The organism is Brevundimonas sp. G8 (assembly GCF_902506205.1).
GTDB lineage: Bacteria > Pseudomonadota > Alphaproteobacteria > Caulobacterales > Caulobacteraceae > Brevundimonas.
This window is the reverse complement of the sequence record NZ_LR732816.1, coordinates 1,970,455-1,990,094: the sequence shown is the minus strand read 5'-3', so window position 1 is coordinate 1,990,094 and position 19,640 is coordinate 1,970,455. Positions and strand designations below refer to the sequence as shown.

The 19,640-nt window shown below is 67.3% G+C and carries 26 protein-coding genes and 1 other RNA gene; 16 read left to right on the top strand and 11 right to left on the bottom strand.

Annotated elements, in window-relative coordinates; translation table 11 throughout:
• Position 1: 1 nt before the first annotated feature.
• Genes CHRYSEO8AT_RS09725 through purQ form a run of 3 tightly spaced genes read left to right on the top strand, consistent with a single transcriptional unit; the run spans position 2 to position 2,475 of the window.
• Positions 2–1,210 (top strand): MFS transporter, encoded by a 1,209-nt coding sequence (locus tag CHRYSEO8AT_RS09725; protein WP_159849534.1) that lies wholly within the window; start codon positions 2–4, stop codon positions 1,208–1,210.
• A gap of 38 nt (positions 1,211–1,248) precedes the next feature.
• Entirely contained in the window at positions 1,249–1,755 is a 507-nt protein-coding gene (locus tag CHRYSEO8AT_RS09720) for a hypothetical protein (protein WP_159849532.1), read from the top strand.
• Between the two features lie 57 nt (positions 1,756–1,812).
• Positions 1,813–2,475 (top strand): phosphoribosylformylglycinamidine synthase subunit PurQ, encoded by a 663-nt coding sequence (gene purQ, locus CHRYSEO8AT_RS09715; RefSeq protein WP_159849530.1) that lies wholly within the window; start codon positions 1,813–1,815, stop codon positions 2,473–2,475.
• A gap of 160 nt (positions 2,476–2,635) precedes the next feature.
• Here the strand turns inward: purQ and CHRYSEO8AT_RS09710 are convergent, their stop codons facing one another.
• Complete coding sequence (locus CHRYSEO8AT_RS09710) at positions 2,636–2,836, bottom strand: hypothetical protein (RefSeq protein WP_159849528.1); 201 nt, start codon at positions 2,834–2,836, stop codon at positions 2,636–2,638.
• A 57-nt stretch (positions 2,837–2,893) separates the two neighbouring features.
• Positions 2,894–3,319 (bottom strand): hypothetical protein, encoded by a 426-nt coding sequence (locus tag CHRYSEO8AT_RS09705; protein ID WP_236547497.1) that lies wholly within the window; start codon positions 3,317–3,319, stop codon positions 2,894–2,896.
• Between the two features lie 74 nt (positions 3,320–3,393).
• Between CHRYSEO8AT_RS09705 and CHRYSEO8AT_RS09700 the strand changes: the two genes are divergently transcribed.
• Entirely contained in the window at positions 3,394–4,191 is a 798-nt protein-coding gene (locus CHRYSEO8AT_RS09700) for a hypothetical protein (protein WP_159849526.1), read from the top strand.
• A 3-nt stretch (positions 4,192–4,194) separates the two neighbouring features.
• On the opposite strand, the gene CHRYSEO8AT_RS09695 is transcribed toward CHRYSEO8AT_RS09700, so the two are convergent.
• Positions 4,195–4,446 carry a Tat pathway signal protein gene (locus CHRYSEO8AT_RS09695; protein WP_159849524.1) on the bottom strand — a complete coding sequence of 84 codons (252 nt, stop codon included), beginning with the start codon at positions 4,444–4,446 and terminating at the stop codon, positions 4,195–4,197.
• Positions 4,443–4,583: a hypothetical protein gene (locus tag CHRYSEO8AT_RS09690; RefSeq protein WP_159849522.1), complete on the bottom strand. Its 141-nt coding sequence runs from the start codon at positions 4,581–4,583 to the stop codon at positions 4,443–4,445. The genes CHRYSEO8AT_RS09695 and CHRYSEO8AT_RS09690 overlap by 4 nt, the downstream gene beginning before the upstream one ends.
• A 110-nt stretch (positions 4,584–4,693) precedes the next feature.
• On the opposite strand from CHRYSEO8AT_RS09690, the gene purL reads away from it, so the two are divergent.
• The 8 genes from purL to CHRYSEO8AT_RS09650 all read left to right on the top strand — a co-directional run bounded on the left by purL (position 4,694) and on the right by CHRYSEO8AT_RS09650 (position 12,482).
• On the top strand, positions 4,694–6,910 hold the full coding sequence (purL, locus tag CHRYSEO8AT_RS09685) for a phosphoribosylformylglycinamidine synthase subunit PurL (RefSeq protein ID WP_159849520.1): 2,217 nt from the start codon (positions 4,694–4,696) through the stop codon (positions 6,908–6,910).
• Positions 6,907–7,344, top strand: coding sequence for a DUF305 domain-containing protein (locus CHRYSEO8AT_RS09680; RefSeq protein WP_159849518.1), 438 nt, complete (start codon positions 6,907–6,909; stop codon positions 7,342–7,344). The genes purL and CHRYSEO8AT_RS09680 overlap by 4 nt, the downstream gene beginning before the upstream one ends.
• A 581-nt stretch (positions 7,345–7,925) precedes the next feature.
• Positions 7,926–8,183, top strand: coding sequence for an addiction module antitoxin (locus CHRYSEO8AT_RS09675; protein ID WP_201304400.1), 258 nt, complete (start codon positions 7,926–7,928; stop codon positions 8,181–8,183).
• A 5-nt stretch (positions 8,184–8,188) separates the two neighbouring features.
• Positions 8,189–8,503: a type II toxin-antitoxin system RelE/ParE family toxin gene (locus CHRYSEO8AT_RS09670; RefSeq protein ID WP_159849516.1), complete on the top strand. Its 315-nt coding sequence runs from the start codon at positions 8,189–8,191 to the stop codon at positions 8,501–8,503.
• A gap of 28 nt (positions 8,504–8,531) precedes the next feature.
• Entirely contained in the window at positions 8,532–9,923 is a 1,392-nt protein-coding gene (locus CHRYSEO8AT_RS09665; RefSeq protein WP_159849514.1) for a cytochrome P450, read from the top strand.
• Positions 9,924–9,984: 61 nt separating this feature from the next.
• Positions 9,985–10,773, top strand: coding sequence for a hypothetical protein (locus CHRYSEO8AT_RS09660; RefSeq protein WP_201304399.1), 789 nt, complete (start codon positions 9,985–9,987; stop codon positions 10,771–10,773).
• On the top strand, positions 10,770–11,342 hold the full coding sequence (locus CHRYSEO8AT_RS09655; RefSeq protein WP_236547496.1) for a tyrosine-protein phosphatase: 573 nt from the start codon (positions 10,770–10,772) through the stop codon (positions 11,340–11,342). The genes CHRYSEO8AT_RS09660 and CHRYSEO8AT_RS09655 overlap by 4 nt, the downstream gene beginning before the upstream one ends.
• 63 nt (positions 11,343–11,405) lie before the next feature.
• Positions 11,406–12,482 (top strand): glycosyltransferase family 4 protein, encoded by a 1,077-nt coding sequence (locus tag CHRYSEO8AT_RS09650; protein WP_236547495.1) that lies wholly within the window; start codon positions 11,406–11,408, stop codon positions 12,480–12,482.
• A gap of 4 nt (positions 12,483–12,486) precedes the next feature.
• Here the strand turns inward: CHRYSEO8AT_RS09650 and CHRYSEO8AT_RS09645 are convergent, their stop codons facing one another.
• The 7 genes from CHRYSEO8AT_RS09645 to CHRYSEO8AT_RS09615 form a co-directional block, all read right to left on the bottom strand.
• Positions 12,487–13,308: a TIGR00282 family metallophosphoesterase gene (locus CHRYSEO8AT_RS09645; RefSeq protein WP_159849512.1), complete on the bottom strand. Its 822-nt coding sequence runs from the start codon at positions 13,306–13,308 to the stop codon at positions 12,487–12,489.
• Positions 13,305–13,727, bottom strand: a complete 423-nt coding sequence (locus CHRYSEO8AT_RS09640) for a PIN domain-containing protein (protein ID WP_159849510.1) — start codon at positions 13,725–13,727, stop codon at positions 13,305–13,307. Before CHRYSEO8AT_RS09640 ends, CHRYSEO8AT_RS09645 begins: the two co-directional genes overlap by 4 nt.
• A 1-nt stretch (position 13,728) precedes the next feature.
• Positions 13,729–13,989: a type II toxin-antitoxin system VapB family antitoxin gene (gene vapB, locus CHRYSEO8AT_RS09635; protein ID WP_304488851.1), complete on the bottom strand. Its 261-nt coding sequence runs from the start codon at positions 13,987–13,989 to the stop codon at positions 13,729–13,731.
• Positions 13,990–13,996: 7 nt separating this feature from the next.
• On the bottom strand, positions 13,997–14,554 hold the full coding sequence (locus tag CHRYSEO8AT_RS09630) for a 5-formyltetrahydrofolate cyclo-ligase (RefSeq protein ID WP_159849508.1): 558 nt from the start codon (positions 14,552–14,554) through the stop codon (positions 13,997–13,999).
• 173 nt (positions 14,555–14,727) lie between these two features.
• A non-coding RNA gene (gene ssrS, locus CHRYSEO8AT_RS09625) (6S RNA) lies at positions 14,728–14,890 on the bottom strand.
• Positions 14,891–14,952: 62 nt separating this feature from the next.
• A complete protein-coding gene (locus CHRYSEO8AT_RS09620) occupies positions 14,953–15,273 on the bottom strand; it encodes a cell division protein ZapA (RefSeq protein WP_135194907.1) in 321 nt (106 codons plus the stop codon).
• On the bottom strand, positions 15,273–15,536 hold the full coding sequence (locus tag CHRYSEO8AT_RS09615; RefSeq protein ID WP_159849506.1) for a hypothetical protein: 264 nt from the start codon (positions 15,534–15,536) through the stop codon (positions 15,273–15,275). The genes CHRYSEO8AT_RS09620 and CHRYSEO8AT_RS09615 overlap by 1 nt, the downstream gene beginning before the upstream one ends.
• Before the next feature lie 94 nt (positions 15,537–15,630).
• Here CHRYSEO8AT_RS09615 and tkt point away from each other — a divergent pair, with 94 nt between their 5' ends.
• Genes tkt through CHRYSEO8AT_RS09595 form a run of 4 tightly spaced genes read left to right on the top strand, consistent with a single transcriptional unit; the run spans position 15,631 to position 19,635 of the window.
• A complete protein-coding gene (gene tkt, locus CHRYSEO8AT_RS09610; RefSeq protein ID WP_159849504.1) occupies positions 15,631–17,625 on the top strand; it encodes a transketolase in 1,995 nt (664 codons plus the stop codon).
• A complete protein-coding gene (locus CHRYSEO8AT_RS09605; RefSeq protein WP_159849502.1) occupies positions 17,622–18,401 on the top strand; it encodes a hypothetical protein in 780 nt (259 codons plus the stop codon). The genes tkt and CHRYSEO8AT_RS09605 overlap by 4 nt, the downstream gene beginning before the upstream one ends.
• Entirely contained in the window at positions 18,398–19,246 is an 849-nt protein-coding gene (locus tag CHRYSEO8AT_RS09600) for an alpha/beta hydrolase (protein WP_236547494.1), read from the top strand. The genes CHRYSEO8AT_RS09605 and CHRYSEO8AT_RS09600 overlap by 4 nt, the downstream gene beginning before the upstream one ends.
• Positions 19,243–19,635: a VOC family protein gene (locus tag CHRYSEO8AT_RS09595; protein ID WP_159849500.1), complete on the top strand. Its 393-nt coding sequence runs from the start codon at positions 19,243–19,245 to the stop codon at positions 19,633–19,635. The genes CHRYSEO8AT_RS09600 and CHRYSEO8AT_RS09595 overlap by 4 nt, the downstream gene beginning before the upstream one ends.
• Positions 19,636–19,640 lie beyond the last annotated feature (5 nt).

Sequence of the window (19,640 nt, the reverse complement as noted above, 5' to 3'; positions counted from 1 at the left end):
CATGACAGACGCCGCCCTCGACACCGCCCTTCCCGTCCGCTCGCGCGGGGCGGTCGCCCTCGTGCTGATCGCCCTGGCCATGGGCGGGTTCGCCATAGGCGTGACCGAGTTCGCGGCCATGAGCATCCTGCCCGACTTCGCCGCCGGTCTGGGCGTCGATGCGCCCACCGCCGGCCATGTCATCAGCGCCTATGCCGCCGGCGTCGTAGTCGGGGCGCCGATCCTGGCGGTGCTGGGGGCGCGCCTGCCGCGCTGGCATCTGCTGATCGGTTTCATGGCCCTGTTCGCCGTCGGCAACGTGCTCAGCGCGCTGGCGCCCACCTATGGCTGGATGCTGGTGTTCCGTTTCCTCAGCGGCCTGCCGCACGGCGCCTATTTCGGGGTGGCGGCCCTGGTCGCCGCCTCCATCGTGCCGCTGCATTTCCGCACCCGGGCGGTCTCGACCATCCTGATGGGGCTGACGGTCGGGACGGTGCTGGGCGTGCCGGTCGTCAACATCATCAGCCATGCCTATGGCTGGCGCTGGACCTTCGCCATCGTAGGCGTGCTGGCCGTGATCACCATGGCCCTGGTCGCCCTGTTCGCGCCGCGCGATCCGGCCCATCCCGACGCCAGTCCCTGGCGCGAACTGGGTGCGTTGAAGCGGGGGCAGGTCTGGCTGACGCTGGGCGTCGGCGCCGTGGGTTTCGGCGGCATGTTCGCGGTCTACGCCTATCTGGCCTCGACGCTGCAGGCGGTGACGGGCGTGGAGGCCGAGGTCCTACCCTGGGTCTTCGCCGTGTTCGGGGTCGGCATGTTCCTGGGCAATATCCTGGGCGCCTGGGCGGCGGACCATGTGGGGTTCAAGGCGGCGGGCGGCCTGCTGCTGTGGAGCGCGGCGGCTCTGGCGCTCTATCCGATGGCGGCGTCGAACCTGTGGGCGGTGATGGGGGTGGTCTTCCTGATCGGCGGCGGCGGCGGCCTGGGTTCGGTGTTGCAGACACGGTTGATGGATGTCGCCGGCGACGCCCAGACCCTGGCGGCCGCCCTGAACCACTCGGCCTTCAACACCGCCAACGCGATCGGCCCCCTGCTGGGCGGCATGGCGATCGCTGCGGGTTACGGCTGGACCTCGACCGCCTGGGTCGGCGTCGGCCTGTCCCTGGGCGGGTTCGCCATCTTCGTCGTCGCCTGGCTGACGGGCCGGTCGCAGCAGGTGCGCACGGTCTAAAGACGCGTTAGGCTGGCTCTCCGCTGGGGAGTTGATGGATGCCCAAACCGAACGGCCCGCTGAAAGACGGAGACATTCTGAAGCCCTGGCCTTTCTATCGCTGGGCGCCGTTCGGCGTTCTGTCGTTCGGACTTTGGGGCATGCTGGGTTTCACACCAGTGATGCTGTTCCTGATCTATCTCAAAGAGGGCGAGGAGGTTACGCGCAGCTTCCAGGGCGAAGGCCTTCGCGTCTGGTTGATCTGCATCGGCGTCTGGCTGGGCCTTCTGGCGATTCAGGTCGGCGCCGGGATGCTGGCGATGCGTCGCAGGATCATCGTCCAATCCAATGGCGTGACCGTCCAGGGCAGTTTCGGGACTACCCGCCACTACCCGGGCGAAGGCCTGACCAGCAGCCAGACTGTCTATTCCATCGCCGCCCTGATGCAGGGGGTCATCCATCTCAGATATGCGGACGGGAAGCGCCGTACGCTGGACGGAGCCGGTTTCAGCCAGATCGATCTGGGCCGGATCGCCCAATACCTGGGTCGCAGCCGCCAACCTTGATGCAGGCCGGACAGTGGAGCCTGACAAGGCCTAAGAACCCTGCTAAAGGGCCGCGCCATGAGCGCAGCCGTCATCGTCTTCCCCGGTTCCAACTGTGATCGCGACTGCAAGGTCGCCGTCGAACGCTCCACCAGCGAGCCCGTCTCCATGGTGTGGCATGCCGAGACCGAACTGCCCAAGGGCCTGGACCTGATCGTCATTCCCGGCGGCTTTTCCTATGGCGACTATCTGCGGTGCGGCGCCATGGCGGCCCAGTCGCCGGTGATGCAGGCCGTCAAGCAAGCTGCTGACAATGGCGTGGCCGTGGTCGGCATCTGCAACGGCTTCCAGATCCTGTGCGAGGCCGGCATGCTGCCTGGCGCCCTGCTTCGCAACAAGGGTTTGAAATACGTCTGCAAGCCCATCGCCCTGACGGTCGCCAACGGCCAGACCCGCTTCACCGCCGGCTATCAAGGCCAGGCCGAAGTGACCATGACCCAGGGCAATGGCGACGGAAACTTCTTCGCCGACGCCGAGACCCTGGCCCAGATCGAGGGCGAGGGTCAGGTCGTGTTCCGCTATGTCGACAACCCCAACGGTTCGGTCAACGACATCGCCGGCATTCAGAATGCGCGCGGCAACGTCCTGGGCATGATGCCCCACCCCGATCGCGCCTTCGAGGCCGAACTGGGCTCGGCCGACGGCGCGACGCTGTTCCAAAGCATCTACGCGGCGGCTTGACGGCAATCGCGAGACGGCGAGCATTAGACGTTGACGCCCGTGCCTCACTGCCTCTCGCCTGCATCAGACTGACGGACGAGGCGGCGGCGACAGGACGTCCGCTCGCCGGGCGCATGATCCGCTTCGCCGTCAACTTCAAGATGGAGCCCTGAACGCGGTCTCAGATGTCCTTGATCTGGGCGCGTCCGTCCGAAAGGTCTGCGGCCTCGTCGTCTTCGACCTCTTCGTCGTCGAACGCCTTTTCACCAGCCTCGCGTTGAGCGGCCAGTTCGCGAGCGCCGACGCCCAGGCCTTGTTCGATGGCGCGGTTGGCCTCGACTTCTTCTTCGAGCGAAGGTTGGTTGCTGTCGATGTCGGCCATGAGCTTTTCCTGTGTTGAAGGATCACCCTGACAACCGTTCGGTCCCGGCGATTGTTCCTACCGACCGAAAAACGGCTCCAGGCTGGCGCGCGATAGGGGTCGGAAGATCATAAACTGGCCGCCGACGGTCACGGTGATCTCGTGCGCCTGGGGGCGTTGCAGCAGGGCAGGATCGTCCAGAGACACCGCACGACCCGAGGCGATGTCGCGGGCATCCAGCGGGGGCAGGGTCGGCCGACCCTCAGCCGAGGCCAGGGCCGACAGAAAGCCGCGCACCTCATTGGCCTGTTGCTCGGGCGTCAGAGCGGCGCGGATACGCGTCCATGCCGACTGGACCGGCGCCGTCAGGGTCGAAGCGGTTTGCGCCTGCCCTTCGCCCGCTATCACAACGGCGGAGAAGGCGGCGAGGCACAGGCAAAGAAGGCGAGCCTTGATCGTCATGTCACGCAGGATGAGGCCCACGCTCGCCAATGCAAGCTTCACTTTTCTAGCGCCGTGGGTGAACCTTCTGTCGGTCCGGCGCGTAAAGGGCCGATAAGCGTCGCACTGGAACCCGAATGTCCTCCATCATCCGCCCCACGCCCCGCCAGCGCACCCGGCGCCTGGTCGTCCTGGCCGCCGCCCTGTTCGCCATCGTCGTGCCCCTGGTTCAGAACCTGGCCGGTCTGGGTTTGACGCAGGCCGAGTTCGCCGCCGACGGCAACACCACCCTGCGGGTCGCCGGCTACGCCTTCTCGATCTGGGGTCTGATCTATGTCGGCATCCTGGCCTATGCGATCCGTCAGGCCCTGCCTCAGACGGGCGAGAGCCCGCTGCTTAACCGGATGGGCCTGCCGTCCGCCGTCGCCTTCTTCGGCATCGGCTTCTGGATCATCGTGGCGGCCATGAACCTTAAGGCCGCCAGCGTCGGCGTGATCTTCGCCTCGTTGATCGCCCTGCTGCTGCCGCTGCTGGCGGTGTCGGGCCATATTCGCGCGCTGCGGCTGATGGATCGTGAGCGCATCCTGCTGGTCTGGCCCCTCGCCGCCCTGGCGGGCTGGCTGACGGTGGCCGCGCCGCTGAACCTGATCACGACGGTGACGGCGTTCGACGCCCTACCCGCCGCCCTGTCGCCCAGTCTGTGGGCCATCGTCGCCATCTTGGCGGTGACTGTCGTCGCCATTGCGGTGACGGCGGTGCTGCGGACCATGGCCTATCCGTTGCCAACGGCCTGGGGCCTGCTGGGCGCCTTCGTTGCCGAACAGGCGGACAAGCCCGCCGTCGCCTTCACCGCCTTGGCCGGCGCCATCGTCCTGCTGGTCGGCGGGCTGCTGCTGACCTTCCGCCTGCGGCCGGGCGTCGAACGCGCCCGGTAAGCCTCAGGGTTTCGACGTGTCGGTGATCTCGTCGTCCTGAGGCTCGCGATCGTCGGCGCCGACATCGAACGCGCCGCTTTCATCGAAGCCGACGCTGCCAACCCCGACCGCCGAGCCGGTCAATCGCTGACGCCGGCTGGCCAGTGCGGCCTCCGGCGCTGCGGCATCCATCTCGGCGGTCGTTTCGGGGTCGTTCGAGCGATCCATCTGCTGGCCTGAAGCCGGCGTGATGCGGTCCGTGTGGGGCTTGCTCATGCCGGGTCCTCCTCGGTGTCGTCGGCCTGTTTCTGGGCCTTTTCGGCCAGGGCGGAGGCGCCGGCGTCGTCGGCGGCGATCTCGGGCAGGTCGTCATCTTCGGGGGTTGCGGCGGGGTCGATGGGGGTGTCGGTCATGGCGGCTCCTGTGGCTGTCGTCGGAATCAACCGCCTGCGATGGTCGATGTTCCCCGAACTTGCGCCGTGCGGGCTGACATTTGGCCCATCTGCGGCTAGAAGCGCCGCCCATGAGCGCTCCGCAAAAGACCCCCGAAAAGTCGATGGCCGAATTGGCCGCCGAATACGGCCTGGCCCCCAATGAATATCAGGTCGTCCTCGACCGGCTGGGCCGCGAGCCCAACCATGTCGAACTGGGCGTCTTCTCGGTCATGTGGTCCGAGCATTGCTCGTACAAATCGTCCAAGATCCACCTGGGCAAGTTCCCGACCACCGGCGAGCGCGTCATCTGTGGTCCCGGTGAGAACGCCGGCGTGATCGACATCGACGACGGCGACGCCTGCATCTTCAAGATGGAGAGCCACAACCACCCCTCCTACATCGAACCCTATCAGGGCGCGGCGACGGGCGTGGGCGGCATCATGCGCGACGTCTTCACCATGGGCGCGCGCCCGGTGGCCCTGCTGAACGCCCTGCGTTTCGGCGATCCCAGCCACGAGAAGACCAAACGCCTGGTCAAGGGCGTCGTCTCGGGCATCGGCGGTTACGGCAACTGCGTCGGCGTGCCGACCGTGGCGGGCGAGACCAACTTCCATTCGGGCTACAACGGCAACATCCTGGTCAACGCCATGTGCGTGGGCATCGCCAAGTCAGACAGCATCTTCTATTCGGCCGCGCCCTCGGCAGGCCTGTCGGTGGTCTATTTCGGCTCCAAGACCGGCCGCGACGGCATCCACGGCGCGACCATGTCCTCGGCCGAGTTCGACGATGAGTCGGAATCCAAACGCCCCACGGTCCAGGTCGGCGATCCCTTCGCCGAGAAGCTGCTGATCGAGGCCACCCTCGAACTGATGGCCTCGGGCGCTGTCGCCGCCATTCAGGACATGGGCGCGGCGGGCCTGACCTCCTCCTCGGTCGAGATGGCCGGCAAGGGCGGCGTCGGCATCGAGCTGAACATGGACGCCGTGCCCCAGCGCGAAGAGGGCATGAGCGCCTATGAGATGATGCTGTCGGAAAGCCAGGAGCGGATGCTGGCGGTCCTGAAGCCCGGCCGCGAGGCCGACGGCGAACGCATCTTCAAGAAATGGGGCCTGGACGCCGCCACCATCGGCGTCACCACCGACACCGGCCGTCTGGTGCTGAAGCATCACGGCGAGACCGTCTGCGACGTGCCCCTGGCGCCCCTGTTCGACGACGCGCCCCTGTACGACCGGCCGTGGGTTCAGCCGGAGTTGCAGCCCAAGCTGAACCACGCCGAGATCCCAGCACCCGAGAACTGGGCCGATGCGGTGATGAAGGTCATCGCCTGCCCTGACATGGCCTCCAAGCGCTGGATCTGGGAACAGTACGACCGCCACGTCATGGCCGACACGCTCCAGGACTCGGCCACCGGCGCCGACGCCGGCGTGGTCCGCGTGCATGGCACGGACAAGGGTCTGGCCGTCACCTCGGACTGCACCCCGCGTTACGTTCAGAACGACCCCTACGAGGGCGGCAAACAGGCCGTGGCCGAGGCCTGGCGCAACCTGACCGCCGTCGGCTCGCGCCCGATCGCCATCACCGACAACCTGAACTTCGGCAACCCGCAGCGCCCCGAGATCATGGGCCAGATCGTCCGCGCCATCGACGGCATGGCCGAGGCCTGCCGCGAACTGGTCTTCCCGGTCGTGAGCGGAAACGTCAGCCTCTATAACGAGACCAACGGTGTCGCCATTCCGCCGACCCCGACCGTGGGCGCGGTGGGCCTGCTGCCCAACTATGACGTGGTGACCAACTTCTCCACCATGGCCGAGGGCGATACGCTGGTCCTGATCGGCCAGACCCACGGCGAACTGGGCGCCTCGATCTATCTGCGCGAGGTTCTGGGCCGCGAGGACGGCGCACCGCCGCCCGTCGACCTGAAGCTGGAAAAGAAGACCGGCGACTTCGTGCGCGACCTGATCGAGGGCGGCGACCTGACCGTGGTCCACGACCTCAGCGACGGCGGCCTGATCGGCGCCGCCGCCGACCTGGTGCTGGCCTCTGACGTCGGCGTGACCCTGGACGCCACAAGCGCGACCCACGCCCATATCTTCCTGTTCGGAGAGGACCAGGCCCGTTACCTGGTCGCCGTGCCGGACGCCGACGCCATCATCGCCAAGGCGCGCGAGGCCGGCCTGCACGCCTCGGTCGTCGGCCGCGCGGGCGGCGACGCCTTCGGCTCCACGGACCTGTTCAGCATCCCCCTCGCCCATCTGCGCGAATGGCACGAAGGTTGGATGCCAGGCTGGCTGGGCGACGCCGCATGATCCGCGCCGCCCTGCCTGTCGCGCTGCTTGGCTTGCTGGCGGCCTGCGACGGCGGCGGCGATCCGGTGCAGCAGGCGCTGCGCGACACATCCGCCGCCAACCACGCGGCGGCGGCCCGCACCACGGCAGAGACCCAGGCCGCAAACCACGCGGGTCACGACAAGGCGGGACCCACTCCTGGCGACCGAGCCTTCGCCGCGTCCGAAGCCGAGATGCACCAGAAGATGGCCGCCGCTTCCGGCCAGACCGTCGATCAGGCCTATATCGCCAAGATGATCGCCCATCACGAGGGCGCCGTCGCCATGGCCGAAGTCGCCCTGCGCGACAGCCGCGATCCCGAAATCCGCCGCATGGCCCAGAGCGTCGTGGAGGCCCAGACGCGCGAGATCGCCGAAATGAAGGCCTGGGCGCAGACCGCCCCTCCGGCCAACTGAGCATGGGCAAGGGACCCTATCTCAGCGGCGGGAAACGGGCAGGCCCCTCCAAAGCCAAGGCGACGCCGACTGGACGCGCCCGGCCGCAAAAGCCGGAGCGACCTGCCGGACGCCCGCAGTCCAAGCCGTCACAGATCACTAGAGACGAACTGAAGCATTTCGCCTTTCGCGATCGCTCCAGAGAGGCGTTTCTGGATGAGCTCGACCCTCTGCTCCGCGCCTGTTTCAAGGGCGGCTTCACCCGGCCCAACGAGGTCGCCGGCCTCTTGAACAAGGCGGGAAAGACGACCGCCTGCGGCCAGCCGTGGACGCCCCACCTGGTCTGGGGTCTTCAACGCTTTCTGTTCGAACGGCGCGAAAAGAAGAGAGCCTCTCAAACGGCTCCAGCGACGTCGGCGGCCCCGGTTTCTAAACCCGCGCTCTCAAGCCAACGCGCGAAGGATTCAGCCGCTGAAGATATGGCGCGGCTGCTGAGTGTTATCGGCCGGGCGTCACGCCCTCGCTGACGTCATTGATCGGCAGGCTTCACGCCACTTGCGGCGTCCTCAATATTCCTCATATTGAGGAACGAGGAGAGCGTCGTGTCGAATTCTATGACCCTGAATGTCCGCGTCACCGGCCCGTTGAGTGACTTCGTTTCACAAAACGTGGGCAGGGACGGCGCCTATGAGAACGTCAGCGAATACGTCCGCGACCTCATCAGACGCGACCGCGAGCGGGTCGAGGCTGCGAGTTTCGAACGGCTCAAAGCCGAGCTGACGGCGGCGTTTGCTGCGCCTGAGTCCAGCTACACGGCTCTTGACGCCGACGCCGTGTTCGCTCGCAACGCCCGACGCTGACCAACGTGGCCGATTTTCGCATACAGGAAGCGGCCAGTCGTCGGCTCGACGACATCTACGCCTACAGCTGCGAGACCTGGGGCGAGGCGCAAGGGCAAACCTACATCCGCCACCTGTTCGCCTGTTTCGGGGACATTGCGGCCCGCCGGGTCGCATGGCGCGCCATCCCGGCCGAGTTTGGCGTGGATGGCTTCTACGTCCGCTGCGAACACCACTACGTCTACTGGCGCACCCTGTCGGACGGCGCCGTCGGGATCGTGACGATCCTGCATGAACGCATGCACCAGATCGCGCGTTTCAGGGACGATGCGCCCGGCTGAGCCGGCGATTTGCTTAAGGGACCGTCCTATGGACGCGACGACCGCCGACACCATCTTCCGCCCGGCCATACCGCCGCGACGCACGGGCAAGCCCCTGTCGCTGTTGCCCTTCCTGTGGATCAGCTGGCGCGACCCAATCCAGATGTGGTCCGAGCGGCATTTCACCGAGCCGCAACTGCATGGAAACAGCGCCTTCGGCGAGATCCTGGTGGTCAGCCATCCCGAGGGCGTGCGTCACGTCCTGACGGAAAACGCCATCAATTATGAAAAGGGCGACCTGCAGCGCCGCGTGCTGGGACCGATGCTGGCCGAGGGCCTGCTGCTGACCGAGGGCGAGGTCTGGCGACGCGCCCGGCGCATCCTGGCGCCCCTGTTCACCCCGGCAAAGATGGCGACGCTGAACGCCCGCATGGCCGAGGTCTGTCATGCGCGCGTCGACGCCTGGTCGCTGTCGGCTCGCGGGCGGGTGCTGGACATCGACAGCGAGATGTCGGGCCTGACCTTCGACATCCTGTCGGCGACCATGTTCTCGGACGAGCTGGGCGGCGAGGCGCGCGGGTTCGAGCGGGCGCTGAACCAGTTCCTGGCCAATGGCGCGCGCATCGATCCGCTGGACGTGCTGGGCGCGCCGGACTGGGCGCCGCGCCTGGGCCGCTTGGCCAGTTTCCGCTCGGCCCGCTTCTTCGAACAGCGTGTCACCACGCTGGTCGAGGCGCGCCGCACCCGGATCGAGACCGGCGACACGCCCCCGGCCGATCTGCTCAGCGCGCTTCTGCTGGCCAGGGACGAGAACGGCGGTCCCGGCCTGACCGACGAAGAGGTCGCGGCCAACATCCTGACCTTCATCCTGGCCGGGCACGAGACCACGGCCCGCGCCCTGGGCTGGACCCTGCACCTGCTGTCGCGCCAACCCGAGTATCTGGCGTATCTTCAGGCCGAGGCAGATACCTTCGACGTCTCCGATCCGAAATGGGCGGACGGCCTGCCCTGGACCCGCGCCGTGCTGGAGGAGACGATGCGCCTGTTCCCGCCCGCCCCGACCATGGCGCGCAAGGCTCTGGCCGACGACGAGATCGGCGGACAGACGATCAAGGCCGGCGCCACCGTCATCATCTCGCCGTGGATTCTTCAGCGTCACAAACTGCTGTGGGACGACCCCGACGCCTTCCAGCCCGAACGCTTCCTGCCGCAAAACCGCAAGAGCGTCGACCGCTACGCCTACATCCCCTTCAGCGCCGGGCCGCGCGTCTGCATCGGCGCCGCCTTCGCCTTGCAGGAGGCGATGATCGCTCTCGCCGCCATCCTGCGCGTCGCCGATGTCGAGGCCCTGACCACGGTCGAACCCCGCCCGGTTCACCAGATCACCCTGCGTAGCCGCGAACCCATGCGACTGCGGCTGAGGGCGAGGCGCAAGGGCTGATCAGCCCAAACTTGGCCGCAAAGCCAGCGCGTCGTGGGACGTCGAAACCGGATCGCCCACGATGAGCATCACGCCCGTTGAACCGTCTGCCGCCGGGGCGGTGGACAAGGTGGCGAAGGTCACCCTGGCATTCTGGCTGATGAAGATCTGCGCGACCACGGTCGGCGAGACCGGCGGCGATCTGGTGTCGATGACGCTGAAGGTCGGCTATGCCGTCAGTTCGCTGATCCTGTTGGCCTTCTTCGTGATCACACTGGTCATGCAGCTGCGCGCGAAGCGATTTCATCCCGCCCTCTATTGGCTGGTGATCCTGTCCACCAGCACGGCGGGCACGACCCTATCCGACTTCATGGATCGCAGCCTGGGCCTGGGCTACGCCACGGGCGCGACGATCATCGCCTGTGTCCTGATCGCCGTGCTGACGGCCTGGCGGCTGACCTATGGCTCGTTGAAGGTCGATCACATCCGCGAGCCGGGGGTCGAGACCTTCTACTGGCTGGCCATCCTGGCGTCGAACACTCTGGGGACCGCCCTGGGCGACTTCCTGGCCGACACCTCGGGCCTGGGCTATCTGTGGAGCAACGTCCTGATCTCGGGTGGCATCGCCTTGACCATACTGGCCTGGAAGTTCACTCCCATCTCGACCACCGTCCTGTTCTGGATCGCCTTCGTCCTGACCCGACCGTTTGGAGCGACCATGGGCGACCTGCTGACGAAATCGCACGCCAAGGGTGGGCTCGACCTGGGCACCATCGGATCGACGGCGGCGTTGCTGGGCCTGCTGGTCGTGCTGCTGATCGCTACTACTGCCGACTATCGCAAGTGGTTCACCGGAGCGCGCGCCGCGTGATCCGCCGCGTCTCACCCTTAAAGTTGGGGCTGACCTCGGCCGGGATCGTCCTCGTCTGCCTGATCGCCTACATCGTCGCCGTCGCCATGAGCGGCAATGTCCATACGGTCATTCCCGGCGAGATCTATCGCGCCGGTCAGCCGCGTCCCGGCCTGCTGGACCGGATGGAGCGCCAGCACGGCATCCGCACCGTGCTGAACCTGCGCGGTCCCAACCCCGGCTCGCCCTGGTATGACGACGAGGTCGCCGACAGTCGTCGCCTTGGCATCCGGCACATCAACTTCCGCATGTCGTCCAAGGAAGAGCTGACGCCGCAGGAGGTCCGCACCCTGATCGCCATCATGCGCGATGCGCCCAAACCGCTGCTGATCCACTGCGCCGGCGGATCGGACCGCACCGGCCTGGCGTCGGCCTTCTACGTCGCCGCCGTATCCCGAGGCGGCGAGACGCGCGCCGAGGATCAGCTGTCGCTGCGCTTCGGCCATATCGCCCTGCCCAATCTGGACGCCTACGCCATGAACCGCACCTTCGAGCGGATGGAGCCGGAACTGGGTTATCCCAACAGCTAGAAGCGTCGCCGTCACGCCATGAACCGTCTATAGGTCGCGCAGTCCTCGCACCGGAACTCGCCCTTGCGCACCGCCATCCTGCTCCCTCCGGGGTGTCTCTTTTCCGAAGCTCAGCCCAACTCGATGGAGACCGTCGTGCGGACGATGGCGGGCGTCGATCAGGGCGGCGAGACGCGCATCTTCTGCTGTAGCGGGGCAGACGATCACAATGCGCCGGGCATCGATGCCCTGCCGACCGGGCGCATGCGAATGCCCGCCCTGATCGAGCGGCTGCGCGCCTTTCGACCCGACGTGATCGAACATCATCAGCAGGTGAAACAGGCGCTGGCGGTGCAGCAGGCTCTGCCCGATACGCCCCAACTGCTCTATCGCCACAACGCCCTGCGCACGCCGCGCCACCCCATCGACCGCTGGCGCTACAAGGCCCGCTATGACCGGCTGGACGGCCTGGTCTTCGTCAGCATCGCCGAGCGCGACTCCTTCGTGCGCACCTTCCCCGATCTGGACGACCGGGCGTTCGCCGTGCCCAACCCCATCGACGCCGGCGCCTGGCTGGCCTCGCCCGAGGATCGACAGCCGGTGATCGCCTTCGCCGGACGGGCGATGCCCGAGAAGGGCGTGGATGTCCTGTGCGCCGCCCTGCCCGCCGTGCTGGACGCCCATCCGGACTGGCGCGCCGTGCTGATGCTGAACGACTGGGACGACCACGCCCGCTGGGCGGCCCGACATGTCGCGCCGCTGGAACGGTATGGCGACCGGGTGGAGGTGCTGAAGTCCGCGCCGCTAGCGCAGGTGCGACGGCGAATGCAGACGGCGGCCATCGCCCTGACACCGTCCGTCTGGGACGAGCCGTTCGGCCTGACGGCGATCGAGGCTCATGCGGCAGGCGCAGCCCTGATCTCGTCCGGGCGCGGGGGCCTGCGCGAAGCCAGCGGGCCGCATGCCCTCTATGTGGACGCGGTGACCCCGAAGACGCTGGCGGCGGCGATGGAGCGGCTGATCTCGGCGCCCGAGGAACGGCTGGCCCTGGCGCGCGCGGGCCAAGCCTATGTGCTGGCGACCCATACGCCCCAGCGGCGCGCGGCCGATCTTCAGGCCGTGCGGCGGACCCTGATCGAACGCCGCCGGGCCGCCGCCTGAGGCCTCAGAGAACCGGCACGGCCTGGGACAGGCGACCGCCGACGCGGATCGGCTCGACGCGCGTGGCCAGCCCGGTCTTGTCATCGGTCTCGACGAAGACGCCGCAGATGGTCGCCGGGCCGGACGCGGGCATGTAGCGACCGCCCGAGATGCGGGTGGTGAAGCGCCGCAGCGGCTCTTCCTTCTCGTTACCGATCACGCTGTCATAGTCGCAGCAACCGCCGGCGTCGGTCTGATAGGCCGTGCCGCCGGGCAGGATTTGGCAGTCGGCGGTCGGAACGTGGGTGTGGGTGCCGACGACCAGCGAGGCGCGCCCATCGCAAAAATGTCCCATGGCCATCTTCTCGGACGTGACCTCGGCATGCATGTCGACGATGACGGCGTCGGCCACGGCGCCCAAAGGCGCGGCCGCCAGCTCACGCTCGACCGCGCCGAACGGATCGTCCATCGGATCCATATGCACCCGGCCCAGCACGTTCATGACCAGGACGGTGCGCCCCGAATGGGTCTCGAACAGATTGGCCCCGGCGCCCGGCGCATCCATCAGGCGCGGATAGTTGGCCGGCCGGATCAGGCGCGGCTCGCGCACGATATAGGTCAGGGCCTCGCGTTGATCCCACGAGTGGTTGCCCAGCGTCAAACAGTCCGCGCCCGCCATGAACAGCTCGCGCGCCGTGTTCTCGGTGATGCCGAAACCGCCCGCCGCGTTCTCGGCGTTGATCACCACGAAGTCGAGCTTCAGGTCGCGCTTCAGGCCCGGAAGATGGTCGCTGATCCCGTCACGGCCGGACTTGCCGATGACGTCGCCAAAAAATGCCAGTCTCATTCGTGAAAGCCTTGTCCATGGCCAAGCCAGTTTTCGACCAGTAGGCCCTCGACGCGCGAGAACTCCCGGACGTTCGCCGTTACGACCGTGAGGCCAAGGCTGCGCGCCTGGCCGGCCAATAAAGTATCGAGCGGCCCGATTTTCTGGCCGCTCCGTTCCAAGCTCGCGCGGATATCCGCTGCGTGGGCTGCGGCTTGTTCGTCGAAGTCCAAAAGGTCCAGACGCGCCCGGAACCTCATCAACTCCTCATGCCGCAAGACAGGGTTTTGTGATTTGGCCACACCGACGAGCAGCTCGGTCAGTGTGATGGTGGACATCGATATCCGCCCCACCGCCTCGGCGAACTTATCGCGCAAATCAGGCCCACGCCGACGCAGAACATGGATGCAGATATCTGCATCAAGCAGGTAATCCGTCACCTCAGAACGGCTCGCGTTCCGGCCATTCGCCTTGGGGCTCGCGATCCGGCCAATCCGGGATGCCGGGTCGGTCAAAGAAGTCGTCCCATAGTGCATTCAGCGGCACCAAGCGCAGGCTCTTGCCTTCCTTGATGACGCGAAGCTCCTTCACGTCTTCGGGAAAGGCGACGGCCTTGGGCAGTCGCACGGCCTGCGAACGATTGGACTTGAAGACCGTGGCTTTCAGCGGGGCGCTCATGACGTTGATATCGGCTCGCCGCACGTATATGTCAATGGGATATGCCAAAGTCCGCATAGCCCGCCTCGGTCAGAACGCCATGCAGTCGGATGTCATGGGGTTCCAGCTTCAGCCGCTCGACCTTCTGGCCGACGTAGGCGAAACCGATGCGAAGCGCGTCGGGGCGGGCGGCGAAGGTGCGGTCGTAATAGCCGCCGCCCTGCCCCAGACGCCCGCCGTGGTCGTCAAAGGCCAGCAAAGGCGTCAGGATCAGGTCCGGCGTGACGACCTGCGCCAGCGGCAGGGGCGCGGGGCATCCGGCGGCGTCCAGTTCAAGCGGCTCGCCCGGCGACCAGGCGCGGAACTCCATGGGGGCGTCGCGCTGGATCACCACCGGCAGGCACAGCCGGCGGCCGGCGGCCTCAAGCGTCAAGGCCAACGCGTCCGTATCCAGTTCGGACCCCATGGCGCGATAGAGGGCCACGATCTCGGCGGGCGGCAGGGCGTCGGCGTGATCCGCCGCGCGCGACGCCGCCAGGGGATCGACCTCGGCCAGCCGTTTGCGAACCGCCCGCGCGGCGGACCGCAACTCATGCTTGTCCTGGATCATTCGGCCACCCCTACCAACGCGCCGAGCCTAGCGAACCAAAGCGACGCCCGCGCAACAGCAAAAAAGAAGTCATGCAGCGGAGCGACCGCGTCGCGAAAGATAGCGCGCACAAACGTGCTCATGCAGCGAGCCGCCGCGCGGCGAGCGGTAGCACACAAAAAAGAGAGAAGGTTGGCGGCGCCGCAAGAACCGTGAAGGGCGTTTAAATCCTCTCGAACCTGGGTAGCCAGGTGGGCTCCATATGCCCAGGCCCTCGAGCCCGGACAGGGACAGATCCCTTTGAGTGAATTAAGGTCGCGAGGAAATGTATGCCTTCGACGTGGGCCGCAGCAAGACCCGCCATCGATCAAGATAGGCCTTCGCCTCGCCTTGCGCCAGCGCCCACGATCAAATCCTGATCAGATACCTTGAGCGATCTTCTCGATCCGCGCGGCGACGGCGTTCAGCGCCTCGGCGACCCCGTCCGTCGAGGCCGGCGCTGGGGCCAGGGTGGACGGCCCCGCCTTGCCGCCGTTCAGGCGCGCCTCGTGCAGTTCGTCGGCCAGGATCAGGGCGGACATCAGGAACAGACGCAGGTCGCCGACGTGCCCCACGTCCTGGGCCACCTGGCGCACCTGGTTGTCGAACTGTTTGGCCAGGATTCGAACTCGCTCTTCCTGACCGTCGGCGCAACCCACTGCATAGGGCCGCCCGTTGACCTCGACCGTCACCGTCGCCATCAGCCGGCCTCGCTTTGCGCCAGGACGCCGCGCACGGCTTCGGCCGCGCGGGCCAGGGCGTCGGAGGCCTCGCGTCCTGCGGCCTCCAGCTCGGCGACGCGCTGATCGCTGGCCGCCGAATCCGAAGAACGGGGCGCGAACAGGTCGTCGTCCGCGATTGCGGGCGCCGAGGCGGGGCGCGCCTTCAGCTCCAGGATCTTGCGTTCCAGTTCGGCCAGGGCGCGGTCGATACGCGTCCTTGCGGCCGTGGTGGCGTCTGCCATCGGTCGCTCCTTCAAATTGCGTATAGAACCCGAGGACGCGTCGGGGTAAAGCGGCGCGCCCCCTTTTTCCGCCTTCCCAACAGAGGTCTCCACCGTGACCGACGCCAAAACCGCACCAAAGGCCACGCCCGAGCAGATGGCGAACGCCATTCGCGTCCTCGCCATGGACGGCGTCGAGAAGGCCAAGTCCGGCCACCCCGGCATGCCCATGGGCATGGCCGACGTCGCCACCGTGCTGTTCAGCCGCTTCCTGAAGTTCGACGCGAGCCGCCCCGACTGGGCCGACCGCGACCGCTTTATTCTGTCGGCGGGCCACGGCTCGATGCTGATCTACGCCCTGCTGCACCTGACCGGCTACAAGGCCGCGACCAAGGAAGAACTGTCGAACTTCCGCCAGTGGGGCTCCAAGACCGCCGGCCACCCCGAATACGGCCACATGCCCGGCGTCGAGGTCACCACCGGCCCGCTGGGCCAGGGCCTGGCCACCTCGGTCGGCTTTGCGATGGCCGAGCGTCACCTGGCCGCCAAATACGGCGACGACCTGGTCGACCACCGCACCTGGGTCATCGCCGGCGACGGCTGCCTGATGGAAGGCGTGTCGCAGGAAGCCATCGCCCTGGCCGGCCGCTACAAGCTGAACAAGCTGCACGTCCTGTGGGACGACAACGAAATCACCATCGACGGCAAGGTCTCCCTGTCGGACACGACCGACCAGAAGGCCCGGTTCAAGGCCGCCGGCTGGGCGGTCAAGGCCATCGACGGCCACGACATGAACGCCATCAAGGCCGCCATGAAGTGGGCCACGCGTCAGGACAAGCCCGCCCTGATCGCCTGCAAGACCAAGATCGGCAAGGGCGCCGCCACCATGGAGGGCAGCCACAAGACCCACGGCGCGGCCCTGGGCGCCGCCGAAATCGCCGCCACCCGCCTGGGCCTGGCCTGGGATCACGAACCCTTCGAAATGCCCCAGACCATCGCCGACGCCTGGCACAAGGTCGGCCGCCGCGGATCGAAGGACCGCAAGAAGTGGGAAGCCCGCCTCGCCGCCTCCGGCCAGGCCGCCGACTTCACCCGCGCCATGAAGGGCGACCTGCCCGAGGGCGCCTTCGACGCCCTGAACGCCAAGATCGCCGAACTGATCGAGACCCAGCCGGCCCAGGCCACGCGCCAGTCGTCGGGCGCCGCCCTGGACCAGGTGTTCGCCTCAATCCCCGAACTGGTCGGCGGCTCGGCCGACCTGACCGGATCGAACAACACCTTCGTCGCCGGCACCCCGATCCTGGACGCGCCGTCGTATGAGGGCCGCTACGTCAACTGGGGCATCCGCGAGTTCGGCATGGCCGCAGCCATGAACGGTCTGGCCCTGCACGGCGGGGTCATCCCCTACGCCGGCACCTTCATGGTCTTCTCGGACTACAGCCGCCCGGCCATCCGTCTGGGCGCCCTGATGGGGGTCCGCGCCATCCACGTCCTGACGCACGACTCGATCGGCCTGGGCGAAGACGGCCCCACGCACCAGCCGGTCGAACACCTGGCCGCCCTGCGCGCCATCCCCAACCTGCTGGTCTTCCGCCCCGCCGACACGGTCGAGGCCATGGAATGCTGGAAGATCGCGCTGGAGACCCGGACCTCGCCCTCGGCCATGGCCCTGTCGCGCCAGAAGACCCCGGCCGTCCGCACCGTCGCCGCGACAGAAAACCTGTCGGCCAAGGGCGCCTATGAGATCAAGGCGGCCTCGGCCGAGGCCAAGGTCACCCTGTTCGGCACCGGCACGGAACTGGCCCTGGTCCTGAAGGCCGCAGAAACGCTGGAAGGCGAAGGCACGCCGACCCGCGTCGTCTCCGTCCCCTGTTTCGAACTGTTCGAGCAGCAGGACGCCGCCTACCAGGCCTCGGTCATCGGTCGCGGCACGGTCCGCGTCGCCGTCGAAGCCGCGATCAAACAGGGCTGGGAGCGTTTCATCGGCGAAGACGGCGCCTTCATCGGCATGACCGGCTTCGGCGCCTCGGCCCCAGCCGAGGTTCTGTACGAGAAGTTCGGCATCACCACCGAAGCGGTGGTCGCAGCGGTCAAGGCGCGGCTTCAATGATCGCCGCGGCGGGCCTGACCTTCCTGCTGCTGACCGGTGGCGCATCGGAGAGTCAGGCCCCCGCCGGCCGCCTGATCGGACGGCCGGATACGGTCGAGGGCGTCGAAGTCCTGCCCCGACTGACGGGCGACGGCCGCGCCGCGCGGCAGTTCGAACACCTGACCGGCGCTTTGGACGATACCGGCGCGGCCGAGCGGACACACTGTATGGCCGCCGCGCCGGAACGGTCGCAGTGGTCGCGCCGCGTCACGGTCCCCATGTCCGGGCCCAGGTTCGCCAGCCTGGTGATCCGCGATGTCGCGTCCTGCGGCGACACTCCGCCCAGCGCCACCGAGCTGCGGATGACCTACGACCTGGCCACCGGCGACACGATCGACTGGTCGAGCGTTCTGCCCCCGGACTTGATCGAGCCTCGGGACCAGGCCGACACTCTGGATTTTGTCTACGAGGCCACGGTGCGATCCAAGGCCCTGATCGCCTGGCATGCCGACCAAGTTCTGGCGTCGATGGACGCCCAAACACGCGCGAACTGTGAAGGGCGCATCCTCGACCCGTCTCAAACGGGCGGACTTCGCATCTGGCTGGACGCCGAGCGAGGCGGCCTGGCCATCGCGCCGGCTCTGACGGGGCAAGGCGCCGCCGCCTGCACCCAGAGCAGCATCATGCCGACCGAAGAACTGCGCCGACGGGGCGCTGCCGACGAACTGGTCAACGCCATCGACGCCGCCCACCGCGACAGGGGTTGGGCGGCTCATGCGTCGGAGTTACCGCTTTGATCGCCGCCCTGCGCGTCCTGGCCCTGTCCGCTGGCCTGAGCGTCCTTCCAACCTTCGTCCTCGCCCAGACGGCGTTGGAAGCGCCCATCGCCGAAACCCCCATCGTCATTGGCCGGTCCTACGCCCTCCCCTCCGCGATCATGGGCGCGACGCGCGAGATCAACGTCTGGCTGCCGCCCGGCTATGCCGACAGCGGCAAGACCTATCCCGTCCTCTATGTCCTCGACGGCGGCCAGGATCAGGACTTCCACCACATCTCGGGCCTGGCCCAGCTGGGGACCGTTGCCGGCACGACGCGCGACGTGATCGTGGTCGGCATCGCCTCGGTGGACCGCCGCAACGAACTGGCCCTGCCGACCACCGATCCCGACCTGATCGCCCGCTATCCGACCCAGGGTCATTCCGACCGCTTCCGCCGCTTCGTGGCCGAGGAGGTCCAGCCCTTCATCGAAAACCGCTTTCGCACCAGCGGCGAGACGGCCCTGATGGGCGAATCGCTGGCCGGCCTGTTCGTGGTCGAGACCTTCCTCAAGGAACCGCAGATGTTCGACGCCTATGTCGCCGTCAGCCCCAGCCTGTGGTGGGACGGCGGGCAGTTGGCGCGTCAGTCCGGCGCCCATCTGCGTGACCAGTCGAACGACCCCCGCACCCTGATCCTGACCTTGGGCGACGAAGGCCCCGAAATGCAGGCGCCGATGGACGTCCTGACCGCCAATCTGCGGAACTACGCCATGCCCGGCGTGAGCTGGAGCTTCACACCCCGCCCGACCGAAACCCACGCCACCATCTATCACGGCGCCGCGCTGGACGCCTTCCGCCAGCTCTATGCCGAGCCCGCAAAATGAGCCGCATCGGCGCGATCAGCCTGCTGGTCCACGACTATGACGCCGCCATCGCCTTCTATGTCGGCACGCTGGGCTTCGACCTCAGCGAAGACACCGACATGGGCGGCGGCAAACGCTGGGTGCGCGTCACCCCGAAAGGCGGCGAGACCAGTCTGTTGCTCGCCCGCGCCACGACCGACGACCAAAAGGCCCAGGTCGGAAACCAGGCCGGCGGCCGCGTCTGGCTGTTCCTCGAAACCGACGACCTGATGCGCGACCACGCCGCCTGGCTTGCCGCCGGCGTTCACTTCCGCGAAACCCCGCGACATGAGACCTATGGCAAGGTGGTGGTCTTCGAAGACCTCTACGGCAACGCCTGGGACCTGATCGAACCCGCTACCGGAGCCTGACCGCG